Annotated in this window: 13 protein-coding genes; 7 read left to right on the top strand and 6 right to left on the bottom strand. The window is 64.5% G+C overall.

Annotated elements, in window-relative coordinates:
- Nucleotides 1–24: 24 nt before the first annotated feature.
- A complete protein-coding gene (locus tag WN73_RS42995) occupies nt 25–681 on the top strand; it encodes an HAD family hydrolase (protein WP_271558309.1) in 657 nt (218 codons plus the stop codon).
- Nucleotides 682–706: 25 nt separating this feature from the next.
- Here WN73_RS42995 and WN73_RS42990 read toward each other — a convergent pair whose 3' ends face one another.
- Both WN73_RS42990 and WN73_RS42985 read right to left on the bottom strand, forming a co-directional pair.
- Nucleotides 707–1438, bottom strand: a complete 732-nt coding sequence (locus WN73_RS42990; protein WP_271558307.1) for a cytochrome c biogenesis CcdA family protein — start codon at nt 1436–1438, stop codon at nt 707–709.
- A 203-nt stretch (nt 1439–1641) separates the two neighbouring features.
- Nucleotides 1642–1908: a hypothetical protein gene (locus tag WN73_RS42985; protein ID WP_011085572.1), complete on the bottom strand. Its 267-nt coding sequence runs from the start codon at nt 1906–1908 to the stop codon at nt 1642–1644.
- 482 nt (nt 1909–2390) lie between these two features.
- On the opposite strand from WN73_RS42985, the gene WN73_RS42980 reads away from it, so the two are divergent.
- Nucleotides 2391–3437, top strand: coding sequence for a LysR family transcriptional regulator (locus WN73_RS42980; RefSeq protein WP_011085570.1), 1047 nt, complete (start codon nt 2391–2393; stop codon nt 3435–3437).
- A 29-nt stretch (nt 3438–3466) separates the two neighbouring features.
- Nucleotides 3467–3838 (top strand): helix-turn-helix domain-containing protein, encoded by a 372-nt coding sequence (locus WN73_RS42975; RefSeq protein WP_014497036.1) that lies wholly within the window; start codon nt 3467–3469, stop codon nt 3836–3838.
- 21 nt (nt 3839–3859) lie between these two features.
- Here WN73_RS42975 and WN73_RS42970 read toward each other — a convergent pair whose 3' ends face one another.
- Nucleotides 3860–4012, bottom strand: coding sequence for a hypothetical protein (locus WN73_RS42970; RefSeq protein ID WP_171901239.1), 153 nt, complete (start codon nt 4010–4012; stop codon nt 3860–3862).
- A 235-nt stretch (nt 4013–4247) separates the two neighbouring features.
- Between WN73_RS42970 and WN73_RS42965 the strand changes: the two genes are divergently transcribed.
- The 3 genes from WN73_RS42965 (at nt 4248) to WN73_RS42955 (ending at nt 6930) form a co-directional block, all read left to right on the top strand.
- Nucleotides 4248–5597: a L,D-transpeptidase family protein gene (locus tag WN73_RS42965; protein ID WP_271558302.1), complete on the top strand. Its 1350-nt coding sequence runs from the start codon at nt 4248–4250 to the stop codon at nt 5595–5597.
- A 127-nt stretch (nt 5598–5724) separates the two neighbouring features.
- The gene (locus WN73_RS42960; protein ID WP_271558300.1) at nt 5725–6540 is read left to right on the top strand and encodes an enoyl-CoA hydratase; all 816 of its coding nucleotides are present in this window, start codon (nt 5725–5727) and stop codon (nt 6538–6540) included.
- 105 nt (nt 6541–6645) lie between these two features.
- Nucleotides 6646–6930, top strand: coding sequence for a hypothetical protein (locus WN73_RS42955; protein ID WP_271558298.1), 285 nt, complete (start codon nt 6646–6648; stop codon nt 6928–6930).
- 41 nt (nt 6931–6971) lie between these two features.
- Here WN73_RS42955 and WN73_RS42950 read toward each other — a convergent pair whose 3' ends face one another.
- From WN73_RS42950 to WN73_RS42940, 3 genes are all read right to left on the bottom strand, one after another.
- Complete coding sequence (locus WN73_RS42950) at nt 6972–8051, bottom strand: isocitrate/isopropylmalate dehydrogenase family protein (RefSeq protein ID WP_271558296.1); 1080 nt, start codon at nt 8049–8051, stop codon at nt 6972–6974.
- 113 nt (nt 8052–8164) lie between these two features.
- Nucleotides 8165–9232 carry an alcohol dehydrogenase gene (locus WN73_RS42945; protein ID WP_271558294.1) on the bottom strand — a complete coding sequence of 356 codons (1068 nt, stop codon included), beginning with the start codon at nt 9230–9232 and terminating at the stop codon, nt 8165–8167.
- Between the two features lie 148 nt (nt 9233–9380).
- Nucleotides 9381–10577: a CaiB/BaiF CoA transferase family protein gene (locus WN73_RS42940; protein ID WP_271558293.1), complete on the bottom strand. Its 1197-nt coding sequence runs from the start codon at nt 10575–10577 to the stop codon at nt 9381–9383.
- Between the two features lie 194 nt (nt 10578–10771).
- Here WN73_RS42940 and glgA point away from each other — a divergent pair, with 194 nt between their 5' ends.
- Nucleotides 10772–12187 carry a glycogen synthase GlgA gene (gene glgA / locus WN73_RS42935; protein WP_039184033.1) on the top strand — a complete coding sequence of 472 codons (1416 nt, stop codon included), beginning with the start codon at nt 10772–10774 and terminating at the stop codon, nt 12185–12187.
- The last annotated feature ends 21 nt before the right edge of the window (nt 12188–12208 follow it).

The raw sequence follows: 12208 nt of genomic DNA, 5'->3' as shown, positions 1-12208 counted from the left end.
CTATGTGCTTGGAGCATCGCAAGGATGACCTGTGCAAGTCCCGAACTCATTATCTTCGATTCGGACGGTGTCCTGGTCGATAGTGAGATCATTGCCCTGACCGTGCTGGTCCGGACAGCATCTAAGGAAGGCGTGGCGATCAGCATGGAAGACGCGATACGTTCGTTCCGAGGGGTGAAGATGACGGACTGCGTGCGCGAAATCGAGCGCCGGTTAGGCCGCAGTGTCCGAGACACTTTCGTCGCCGACGTTCGGCAAGCAACCGCGCTAGCTTTTGATGCCGAACTGAGGCCTGTCGAGGGAATCCATGCAGCGTTGGCCGCAATCACCGCTCCGGTTTGCGTGGCGTCTAACGGACCCATGTCGAAACTCACGCATGCACTCGGATTGACGAGCTTGCTGGGGCACTTCGAAGGACGCATATTCAGTGCGTACGAGGTTGGTTCGTGGAAGCCGGACCCCGGCCTGTTTCTGCATGCTGCGCAGACGTTGGGCGCTCACCCCTCACGTTGCATCGTTGTTGAGGACTCATTGTCCGGGATTTACGCAGCAAAGGCCGCAGGAATGAGGGTCCTCGGTTTTACCGGAGGTGATCCGGAAATTGAGCAAGAGTTAGCAGCTGTCTGCGACGACCTCTTTCATCGCATGAGCGACCTTCCGGCTTTGCTGAGCATGGAATGATTGCAGCACTCCCATTCGACACGCCCTACCCGAACGTCTGCAACGCCGGAAACGTCTCCAGCAGCCAGATGCTCACATTCGAGACCCCGCCGGTGAGAAAGCCGATGCCGGTGATCACCATCAACACGCCCATGGCGCGCTCGACATTGACGAGATGGCCCTTCATGCGCGCGAACAGCGCGGAGAACTGCTCGATCATCAGCGCGGCGATCAGGAAGGGAATGCCGAGGCCCGCGGAATAGACCGCGAGGAGCCCTGCGCCCTTGGTCACCGTGGCTTCGGCCGCGGCGATCGAGAGGATCGCGGCGAGGATCGGGCCGATGCAGGGCGTCCAGCCGAAGGCGAAGGCGAGGCCCATGATGTAGGCGCCCCACAGGCCGACGGGTTTCGGGATCGGCAGCCGGCCCTCGCGCATCAACAGGCCGATGCGCGTCAGGCCGAGGAAGTGCAGACCCATCACGATGATGACGACGCCGGCGAGGATCGACAGCTCCGCCGACCAGGCCCGGATCAGCCCGCCGACCAGCGAGGCGCTGGCGCCGAGCGCCACAAACACGGTGGAGAAGCCGAGCACGAACAGAAGCGCCGACATCATGATTGCGCGCTTGGAGGCCGATGACGGCTCGTCGCTCTCGACATGCTCGATCGTCGCGCCCGTGAGATAGATCAGGTAGGGCGGGACCAGCGGCAGGACGCATGGGGAGAGGAAGCTGACGAGGCCGGCAATCAGCGCCGCCGGGATCGAAACATTTTGCATGATGCAGTCGGAGCCATCTCAGGCGCCGGCGCGGCGCGCGGGGAATGCGCGCGGCCCGGAGCACCGGCTCTGGTGTAGCCGATGCCGGAAAATGCGCAACAGAGGCGCACAAAACCAGGGCTCCTCCCGATGCCGTCCGCAATCACAGATGCGGCATCGGGACGCGCACAAACCTCGCCAAAAAGCGAGATCCGGCGGCGCGGCTACTTCACCACGCGGAGCAGCGGACGCCGGGGCTGGTCCTGCGTCTGCTTGGAGGGGGGGGGCGGTTCGCTTGCAGCGCTCCGCAGCATTTCGTCGCACAATGCCTTGAGATCGGCACTGTCAATTCCTTTGAGTTTCATCCGCACGTCCAGGATGACAATGGACAGCAGCTCGGCCGACTCACGGCTATTGATCTCGTTGAGAACCCTGCGGCACTCCTCGAGCGTTTCCAGCACCGACTGCAACTGTTCGTCTGAATGCGACACCGGCGTTCTTTCCGTTAATTCGGCCTGCGAGACGTGTTGGTGACGACCCCTCTGGCCCCCATGGAGAGCCAACGATAGCACGAGGCCGCTGCGCCTCTGAACATGATTTCAGTGTGTTTCTGCGTTGAAACTGCGGTTCCGGCGAACATCGCCCCGCTGCTTAATTGGCCATCATCGAAACGACGAAGGGTAGAACGCACGATGCGCTGTGATCGATCCGTCCTGGAAGGCGGGAACGCCTCTCTCGCAAGCAGATCCATTGCGGACAGCGCCGACAATCCCGCAGCCATTTCACGGCTCGCAACGGAACTCACGCGACACCCCTCATTCGGGCGAAAGTTTGCCCGATTCCCAGCCCTTGGCCGCACTCAGATACCACCTTCGAGGTAGTAAGGATGGCGTTCAAAACTCGCCATTCCCCAACCCGTCGTGGTTGTGGTTTGCGCCAGATTCTGCCAGTTTAACAACCCGAAGGGACTTGTATGCACTCCTTGGCGGAAAGGGGCGTTCCACTAGAGGAACGCCAAAAAGCAAATCTCAGCGGCCTCTCGGATTGGGATGCCGCCCGGATTTTCCTGGAAGTCGTCCGATCCGGAAGTTTCCGCTCGGCGGCCGAACGTCTGTCGCTGTCGATCAACGCCGTCCGCCGACGCATCGACGATTTCGAGCGTCAGACCGGCACTACCCTTTTCACCCGCGACGTGCACGGCACCCACCTGACTGACGAGGGCACGATGGTGGTCTCCGCCGTCGAACGAATGGAGGCGGCTGCGTTCGACGTGCTGCGCACCAGCGATTCGACGGCCAATGTCCTGTCCGGCGAGGTCCGCGTCGCGGTGACCGAGGGCCTTGGGACGTTCTGGCTCGCCCCGCGCCTGGTCGAATTCCAGCAGGCCTATCCGAAGATTCTGGTCGACCTGCATTGCGCGATGCGATCCGCAGACGTCTCCCGCCACGAGGCTGACGTCGCCATCCACCTGTCGCGTCCTTCCGCGCTCGACGTCAAGCTGGTGCGGCTCGGCCGCATGCATCTGATGTTCTGGGCCTCCGAGAAATACATCGAGAAACATGGCGCTCCGCGCTCGGCAATGGAATTGATCAAGCACCGCCTAGTGCTGCAATTCGCCGACCAGCTCGCCGCCAAGGAAACTTTCGAGAGCTTCTTCCCGGGCGTTCCTGAACGTGACCTTCTGGTCATGAAGACCAACGTCTCAAGCGCCAACTACTGGGCTGTCGCGAATGGCGCCGGAATCGGCGTATTCCCGAGCTACGCCGTCGCGCTTGGCGGGAAGTTGATTCCACTGGAGGTCGAGCTGAACCGACCGCTGGATATCTGGTTGTCCTACCATCCCGGTAGCGGCCGAATTCCGCGGGTACGGCACATGATTGACTGGCTGATCGAGGCTTTCAATCCGGCTCGCTTCCCGTGGTTTAAGGAAGAGTTCGTGCACCCGCATGAATTCAAGGACTCGTATATGGGCGAACCCCTGACCCAGCTCTTCGGGGGATTTTCAACCGAAGAACGGTGAGAACGAACATGAAAACAGCGGCGAAAAGAATGAAGCAACGCAGTGCCGGCAAGCCCGACATCGAGCTTGGCAAACGGATCCGTCTGCGGCGCGTCGAGATGAAGATCTCGCAGGCCGAGCTCGGCGAGAAGCTCGGCGTCAGCTTCCAGCAGGTTCAGAAATACGAGAAGGGCGTCAATCGCGTCGGCGCGGCTCGGCTTCAGCAGATCGCCACCGCCCTCGACGTGCCCGTGACCTTCTTCTACGACGGCGACAACAAGGCGCGCGAAGTCGAGAGCCTGCTGTTCCTCGATTCGGCCTTCAGCCTCCGCCTGCTGCGCGCCTACAGCAAGATCAAGGACCAGACGGTGCAGCGTCAGCTCGTCTCGCTGATGGAATCGATCGCGGCGAACGAAGCCTGATCCATCTCGGCGGTCTGGCCTTCAAGGCCGACGTTCAATCCACCGCGTCACGGGGGCGCGGCCGGATTGAACGAGACCTGCTGGATCGGATTTGGCCTGCGCGCCGTCCGCGCGCGGCATTCGGGCGGCCTGACCGCCCTTTTTTTTGGCCTTTTTCTTGATCTTTTTCTTCATCTTTTCCCTGCCCCCGCCCGCGGTTTTCGCGAACCCATCTCCACCCTGCCGCGACCCAATCGAGAGACTCCGCACTGGACGCGCGGAGTTTTCGACTGCCGTGCTTAATGGGACCTCAATATTGATGCCCTAGCTTCCCGCCGATCTTACCAATCGGCGCCCGCGGCGCGGCGACCGGGAAATTGCCAATGCGAGCGCTCGTCCGGGCCTCGTCCTCAGGGGAAGAACAAGACAGATGTCGAAGCGCCATGCCGTGATGATTGCCATGGGCCTCTTCGCCAGCGCTTCCGCGCTCGCGCAGACCGAGACCACGGGCCAGGCCGGCTCCAGCCCGGCGGCGTCGGGCGGCACCGTGCCGGCCGCCGCCAATCCGGCCCACGCGGCCGCGCCGAAAACCGCCGCGTCGACCTCGGCCTCGACGCCGGAAAGCCGCTCGGCCGCAGCGCTCGCGATGACGCACGAGCCGACCTATGACGAGGGCTCAGCCCAGCGCATCAAGGACGCGGCGCTCAGCTATTCCGATCTCGCGGTGCGCGGCGGCTGGCCGACGATCCCGGCAGACGCCAAATTCGCACTCGGCGTCCAGGGCGCCAATGACGACCTGCTGCGCAAGCGGCTGATCGTCTCCGGCGACCTTTCCGCCGACAAGGCAAGCGGCGCCTTCGACCAGGATCTCGCGGACGCGGTGAAGCGTTTCCAGGCTCGCCACGGGCTGGCGCCGACCGGCATGGTGACGCCGCGCACGCTCGCGGCGATGAACGTTTCCGTGCAGAAGCGCATCCGGCAGCTGGAGGCTTCGCTCCAGCGGCTCGAGAACATGAATTTCGGCTTCGGCCAGCGCTATGTCGTGGTCAACATCCCCGCGGCCTTTGCCGAAGCGGTCGAGAACGACGTCGTGGTGCGGCGCTATCGCGTCATCGTCGGCAAGACCGAAAAGCCCTCGCCGACACTGACGGCCCAGATCACCAGCGTCGTTCTCAATCCGACCTGGACGGTGCCGTCATCGATCGCCAAGACCGAAATCTCCGCGCATATGCGCAAGGACCCGACCTACCTGTCGCGTATGCACATGGAGGTGCTCGACGCCCACGACAATCCGATCGATCCGCATTCGGTCGACTGGTCCGGCACGCATACGCCGAACTTCACCGTGCGCCAGCAGAACGGCACCTTCAACGCGCTCGGCGCGGTGAAGATCGACATGCCGAACGCCTACTCGGTTTACATGCACGACACCAACCAGCGCAATCTGTTCAGCGACGACTACCGTTTCGATTCCCACGGCTGCTCGCGCGTCGACAACGTGCGCGATCTCGCCGCCTGGCTGCTCAAGGACCAGCCGAAGTGGAGCCGCGCCGCGATCGACGCTGAAATCGCGACCGGCCAGCACCTCGACGTCGCCATGGCGAAGAAGGTCCCGGTGGCCTGGATCTATCTCACGGCGTGGATGACCAAGGACCAGACCGTCCAGTTCCGCAACGACGTCTATAACCAGGACGAGCAGTTGCTGGAGGCGACCGCGGAAGAGGCGGCCTTCTTCAGCAATGCCGGCAGCCATCCGCTGACCGCGCACATGACGCGCTAGGATCGGCGCGGTAGCCGCGCCATGCAATCGCGGCACAGGCGGATGCAGAGCCCCTCGCCTCGCCGCGGTTGACCCGGACCTCGGCCCGGCAGCACATTGCGCCCGGCCTACGACAAGCGAGCGCGCGATGCCCGACATTTCCAATGAAACTTCCTACGCCGACGGCAAGATCCTCAAGCACGCCACTGATGGCGTCGGCGTGATCACCTTCAACAATCCCGACAAGCGCAATGCGATGTCGCTGGAGATGTGGGAAGGATTTGGCGAGGCACTGACGGCCTTGCGCGACGACGACGCGGTGCGCGTCGTGATCCTGCGCGGCGCCGGCGGCAAGGCGTTCGTATCCGGCGCCGACATCAGCCAGTTCGAGAAGACGCGCCACAACGCGGCGGCGTCCGAGGAATACGCCAGGCGCAGCGCCGCCCAGCGCGCGCTGCTCGCCGACTATCCCAAGCCGACGATCGCCTGCATCCAGGGCTTTTGTCTCGGCGGCGGCATGCAGGTCGCGATGCTCGCCGACATCCGCATCGCTGCGCATGGCAGCCAGTTCGGCATTCCCGCGGCAAAGCTCGGCATCGCCTATGGCTACGACGGATTGCGGCACCTGGTGTCGTTGGTCGGCCCGTCCTGGGCGCGGCTGCTGATGTACACGGGCATGCGGATCGATTCCGCGGAAGCGCTGCGCATTGGCCTCGTCGAGCGCGTGGTCCCGGACGATCAGCTCTGGGGCGAGACCATGGCGATCGCCGCGACGATCTCGCAGAACGCCCCGCTCGCGATCAAGGCCGCCAAGATCACCATCGCACAGGTGCTGAAGGACGAAAGCGGTCGCGACATGGAGGCGATCAAGGCGATCGGCCATGCCTGCATGGACTCCGCCGATTTTCGCGAGGGCCGGCAGGCCTTCATGGAGAAGCGCAAGCCGCAATTTTCGGGGCGGTGAAGCTGAACCGGCATTCAGGAAGATTAAATTCCTCTGCCTCCTGCACCGCGATAGCAACCAACTGATCCGTCGCAAGTTCTTCCGCCACCAACGAGGGAGATTGCGATGAAACTCAAGTTTGCTGTGCTTGGTCTGGCCGCGCTCGGCAGCGCTGCACTGGCGTCAGGGCAAGCGCTCGCGGCGATGCCGAACGGCATTCCCCAAGCCGATCGCGTCGCAAGCGGTCCGGCCGCTGACGTCGATCAGGTCCGAATGGTCTGTAATCAATGGGGCCGCTGCTGGTGGCGTCCGAACTATTACGGCGCCTATGGCTATTACGGTGGCCCGCGCAGGTACTATGGCGGCCCGCGCCCATGGGGCTGGGGTCACCGTCACTGGCATCGCTGGTGAACGACGAAGGGGCCGCGAGGCCCCTTTCTCTTGGCATCTGACTACAGCGCCCCCAGCACCGCCTTCGTGATGTCGGCCGTGCCGTTGCTGCCGCCGAACTCCATCGGCTTGATGCCGCCGGCATAGACCTGGTCCACCGCACGTTCGATCGTCTCGCCGGCTTCTGCCGCGCTCTCGACGCCGTGCTTGTCCGCGATCCAGTCCAGCATCATCGCGGCCGACAGGATCATGCCGGTCGGATTGGCCTTGCCCTGCCCCATGATATCGGGCGCGGTGCCGTGGCAAGGCTGGAACACGGCGTATTTGTCGCCGATGTCGGCCGACGGCGCCATGCCGAGACCGCCGATCAGGCTCGCGGTGATGTCGGAGACGATGTCGCCGAACATGTTCTCCATCACCATCACGTCGAAATCCCAGGGACGCTTCACCAGCATCGCCGAGCAGGCGTCGACATAGAGCCGGTCGGTCTTCACCTCCGGATGCTTCTTGGCAATCTCGTCGAAGATGCCGCGGAAGAAGGCAAAGGCCTTGAACACGTTCGCCTTGTCGACGCAGGTCAGCATCCCCGGCTTGCCGCGCGCCTTGCGGCGTGCGGCGAGGCGAAACGAGAACTCGAACAGGCGCTCGGAGGTCCGACGCGTGATCACCATGGTCTCGCGCGCATCCTCATGGGTGACGACGCCCTTGCCCATCGAGGCGAACAGGCCCTCGGTGGATTCGCGGATCACGACGAGGTCGATACCGCGCGTGTCGGCGCCGACGATCGGGCTCGGCACGCCCGGAATGAGCCGCGCCGGCCGCACGCCGGCATAGAGATCGAAGATGAAGCGCAGCTCGATCTGCGGCGCGATCTCGGTGTTGTCGGGGTAGCGCACCGACGGCAGGCCGCAGGCCCCGAGCAGGATCGCATCCGCCTCCTCGCACAGCTTGATCGTGCTCTCGGGCATCGACTTGCCGGTGGCGAGATAATTGTTGGCACCGGCCGGCGCCTCGGTGAAGCGGAAGCGCAAATCCGATTTCTGTTCGATCTTGCGCAGCACCTCGATCGCCGGGGCCATGACTTCAGGGCCGATGCCGTCACCGGCGAGTACGGCAATGTGGAAGGCGTTGTTCGCGGACATGGGGGTTCCTGCATTTTCGGGCGTCATTCCGGGGCGGTCCGCAGGACTGAACCCGGAATCTCGAGATCCCGGGTTCGATGCTTTGCATCGCCCCGGAATGACGTAAAGAGAAACTACGGCGTCAGCACCGTGCGTCCGACCACGGCGCCCTGCTGCAACTGCACTAGCGCGTCGTTGGCCTTGGCGAGCGGCTGACGCGTCACCGGGATCGGCGGCACGTTCTTCGTTCGCACGAGGTCGAGCAGTTCCTGCGTCTCGCGCAGATTGCCGACATAGCTGCCCTGGATGGTCACCGCCTTGATCGGAATCAGCGGCAGCGCCCAGGTCGCACCGCCGCCGAACAGGCCGACGATGACGAGCTTGCCGCCCTTGGTCAGGCAGTCGAAGCCGAGCTGTGTCGTCGCGGCATTGCCGACGAGGTCGATGACGGCGCGGATCGGCCCGCCCGCTTTCTTGGCAAGCTGCTCCAGCGCGTCCGGCGCCTTGGGATCGACGGTCGCAAGCGCGCCGGCCTTCTCCGCCGCCTCGCGCTTCCTGGCGTCGATGTCGACCATGATCGCGCCCTTGCCGCCCATCGCTTTCAACAGCGACAGCGCCATCAGGCCGAGGCCGCCGGCGCCGAACATCACGATCGGCGTGTCGAAATGCTGCTCGACCTTCTTCAGCGCACTGTAGGTGGTGACGCCCGAGCAGGCATAGGGCGCGGTGGTCGCGGGATCGAGCCCTTTGAGGTTCAGCAGATAGCGCGGATGCGGCACCAGCATGTGATCGGAATAGCCGCCGTCGCAATAGACGCCGAGCGAGCGCGGCGTCAGGCACATGTTCTCGTCGCCGCCAAGGCAGGTCGCGCACTTGCCGCAGCCGATCCAGGGATAGACCAGGCCGACATCGCCGAGCCTGAGATCACCCTGGTCGGTCGGCTTCACGTCAGGACCGAAAGCCAGGATTTCACCGACCGTCTCGTGGCCCATGGTCAGCGGCAGATTGATGCCGCGGTCCTTCAGCGACAGCGGCTTGCGGCCATGGCCGAGATCGTAACCGCCTTCCCAGATATGGAGGTCGCTGTGGCAGACGCCGGCGGCCTTCACCTTGATCAGCACCTGCGTGCCCGACGGCTGCGGCGTGGGCTCGTCGAACTCCTGCAGCGGCGCCTTGAAATCGGCGACCTTGAAACTCTTCATCGGCGTCCTCCCGCATGCTTCTTGTTGTCGCGCCACCATGCCACGGCCGGCGAGGCGAGACAAACGCGCACCTGTCTAGTTTACGCCGGCCGACGGTGGCAAGCCGGCCGCGCGCAAGGCCGCATTGCTCGCCGCACCGAGCCTTCCGTCACCCTTGCGCGGCCGTTTTGCCTGACGGAATTGACGCGTCATCGGCGAGGCCAATCTCGTCGCGCAACGCATCCGTATGCTCGCCGAGCGCGGCCATCGCCCTGGCCGGCGTCGTGTCGGCGCCGGACATCCGGAACGGCAGATTGAGAACCTGGAACGAGCCGCCCCCATCCTCCACCGACGAGAGCGCCTGCCGGTGCGCGAGCTGCGGATCGGCCAGCGCCTCGGAGACGGTGCGATAGGCCGAGGCCGGCACGCCGGCCGCGCCAAGTGCGACGAGGCATGCCTCCGTCGAGAGCTGCCGCGACCAGGCCTCGACGCCGTCCATCAAGTCGGCCCAGTTCTCGCGGCGCGCAGCGTAGGCGGAGAAGCGCGGATCGGAGATCCGGTCGGGGCGGCCGATCACGCCCATCAAACACTGAAACGTCTTTTCGCTCGCGACCGTGATCATGACGTAGCCATTGGCCGTCTCGGTCGGCCCGAACATCGGGCGCGGTGGCGGCTTCACCGCGAACTGCGAGCTCTGCAACTCGATCAGAGTCAGCGTCAGCATCGACTCCAGCATGGAGACGTCGATGTGCTGGCCAAGCCCGGTCACCGTGCGCTGATAGAGCGCCGACGCAATCGCCCCAAAACCGTAGGTGCCGGTGACGACGTCGGCATGGTAGATGCCGCAATAGTCGGGGCGGTTACGGCCGGGCTGGTAGGCGAGATGCGCCATGTCATAGCCGGAGGCCGCGTGGATCACCGGCGCATAGGCCGGCAGCTCGGCCGAGGGGCCGCTCTGGCCGTAGCCCGAGATCGAGCAATAAATCAGCCTGGGATTGACCGGGCGCATTCTGTCGTAGTCGAGCCGCAGCCGGTGCATCACGCCCGGCCGGAAGTTCTCGACCAGGATGTCGGCGGTCGCGGCCAGCCGGAGGATCGCCTCCCTGCCGTCCTCGGACTTGAGGTCGAGCACGACGCTCTTCTTGCCGACATTGAGCTGGCCGAATACGGTGCTGCACCCCTTGCGCAGCGGCGGCCGGGTCCGCATTGTCTCGCCGCCGTCGGTCTCGATCTTGATGACCTCGGCGCCCATATCGGCGAGCATCCGCGTGCAATGGGGACCGGCGATGGTGGTCGAAAAATCCAGCACCCTGAGTCCGGCGAAGGCCTTTGTCGTCGTGCTCTCATGCTTATCTGCTAGCTGCATGCGTGCCGCGTCTCCTGGCGTATCCTAGGAACAATGAATGTTCTCTGTTGTTGGTGCGCCGACCCTAGAGGGCGGCGGCTGAGTAGGAAAGTCTTTACCGAGCGGAGGCGTTTCGCAGGCGTGCTTGGGAATTGCGGGGCAACTGGACCCGTTCTTGCATAGCAGCAAACCGGATCGGCAAGGGGCAACTGTTCTTGAGGGTCTTGTTCGTTACGACAGAAATGGACGACTTCGTCCGCGTCGGCGGACTTGGAGCCGTTTCCGCTGCCCTGCCCAGAGCCCTTCGCCCCTTCGCCGATATCCGGATCATGTTGCCCGGCTATCGCGACATCATCGAGCAACTCACGCATATTCAGATCGTTGGCCGCTGCCCGTCGTTTGCGGATCTGCCGGCCTGCTCGCTCGGCCGGGCCGCGACCAAGGACGGCCTGCCGGTCTATGTGCTGTTATGCTCGCAACTCTACGACCGGCCCGGCAATCCCTATGGCGACGAGTCCGGACGCGACTGGCCGGACAACGACATCCGCTTCGCGCGCTTTGCCTCGGCAGCCGCTGAGCTGGCCATGGGCAAGCTGGACAAGAATTGGGCAGCAGACCTGATCCATGCCAACGACTGGCAGGCCTCGCTCGTGCCCGCCTATCTCGCCTGGCGCGGCGCCAAGCTGCCGTCGATCCTGACCATTCACAACCTCGCCTATCAGGGCCTCTTCCCGAAGGACTCGCTGCGGCGGATCGGCGCACCGGAAAGCGCCTTCCACATCGACGGCCTCGAATTCTACGACCAGGTCTCCTTCCTCAAGGCTGGCCTCGTCTACGCCTCGCATCTCACCACCGTCAGCGGCACCTATGCGCGCGAGATCACCACGGCCGAGTTCGGCTGCGGCCTGGAGGGTCTGCTCCGCCTGCGCTCGGACGCCGCCGAGCTCACCGGCATCCTCAACGGCATCGACGAGAGCTGGGACCCGCGCTCCTGCGCCCAGCTCGCCCAGCAATTCGGCGCCGGCGACTGGGTCGGCAAGAAGGCCAATGCGGACTACGTGCGCAAGCAGTTCGGGCTGGCGGTGTCGCGCGGCCCGATGTTCGGCATCGTCGCGCGGCTCGTGCACCAGAAGGGCATCGACCTCGTGCTGTCCGCGGCCGACGAGATCATCGATGCCGGCGGCCAGATCGTGGTCACCGGCTCCGGCGAGCCGGCGCTCGAGCAGGCGCTGATCGACGCGCATCGCCGCCGCCCCGATGCGATCGGCGTTGCGATCGGCTTCAACGACGCCCAGGCGCGGCGCATCTTCGCCGGCAGCGACTTCACCCTGATGCCGTCGCGCTTCGAGCCGTGCGGCCTCAGCCAGATGTACGCCCAGCGCTTCGGCTCGCTGCCGATCGGGCACCAGACCGGCGGCTTGGCCGAGACCATCACCGACGGCGAGACCGGCTTCCTGTTCTCGAGACCCTCGCACGAATCCTTCCTCGGCGGCGTCCGCCGGGCCTTCGAAGCCTTCATGGCGCAGGACCAGCTCGACTCCATGCGCCGCAGCGCCATGGGACGGTCGTTCTCCTGGAGCATCTCGGCCGGCAGCTACAGCGCGCTGTACCGGAAGCTGGCAGCGGTGTGAGGCGCGACGGCGCTTCCACAT

The sequence above is a fragment of the Bradyrhizobium sp. CCBAU 45394 genome, from assembly GCF_028128655.1.
Lineage (GTDB): Bacteria > Pseudomonadota > Alphaproteobacteria > Rhizobiales > Xanthobacteraceae > Bradyrhizobium > Bradyrhizobium diazoefficiens.
The sequence above is the reverse complement of the archived record's forward strand: the minus strand, read 5'-3'. Positions and strand labels throughout refer to the sequence as shown.

What these genes read in the sequence shown, in the direction of transcription:
- WN73_RS42965 (WP_271558302.1), top strand. Translation starts at nt 4,248, where the DNA reads ATGTCGAAGCGCCATGCCGTGATGATTGCCATGGGCCTCTTCGCCAGC.
- WN73_RS42995 (WP_271558309.1), top strand. Translation starts at nt 25, where the DNA reads ATGACCTGTGCAAGTCCCGAACTCATTATCTTCGATTCGGACGGTGTC.
- WN73_RS42945 (WP_271558294.1), bottom strand. Translation starts at nt 9,232, where the DNA reads ATGAAGAGTTTCAAGGTCGCCGATTTCAAGGCGCCGCTGCAGGAGTTC.
- WN73_RS42955 (WP_271558298.1), top strand. Translation starts at nt 6,646, where the DNA reads ATGAAACTCAAGTTTGCTGTGCTTGGTCTGGCCGCGCTCGGCAGCGCT.
- WN73_RS42970 (WP_171901239.1), bottom strand. Translation starts at nt 4,012, where the DNA reads ATGAAGAAAAAGATCAAGAAAAAGGCCAAAAAAAAGGGCGGTCAGGCC.
- WN73_RS42940 (WP_271558293.1), bottom strand. Translation starts at nt 10,577, where the DNA reads ATGCAGCTAGCAGATAAGCATGAGAGCACGACGACAAAGGCCTTCGCC.
- WN73_RS42980 (WP_011085570.1), top strand. Translation starts at nt 2,391, where the DNA reads ATGCACTCCTTGGCGGAAAGGGGCGTTCCACTAGAGGAACGCCAAAAA.
- WN73_RS42950 (WP_271558296.1), bottom strand. Translation starts at nt 8,051, where the DNA reads ATGTCCGCGAACAACGCCTTCCACATTGCCGTACTCGCCGGTGACGGC.
- WN73_RS42975 (WP_014497036.1), top strand. Translation starts at nt 3,467, where the DNA reads ATGAAGCAACGCAGTGCCGGCAAGCCCGACATCGAGCTTGGCAAACGG.
- WN73_RS42960 (WP_271558300.1), top strand. Translation starts at nt 5,725, where the DNA reads ATGCCCGACATTTCCAATGAAACTTCCTACGCCGACGGCAAGATCCTC.
- WN73_RS42990 (WP_271558307.1), bottom strand. Translation starts at nt 1,438, where the DNA reads ATGCAAAATGTTTCGATCCCGGCGGCGCTGATTGCCGGCCTCGTCAGC.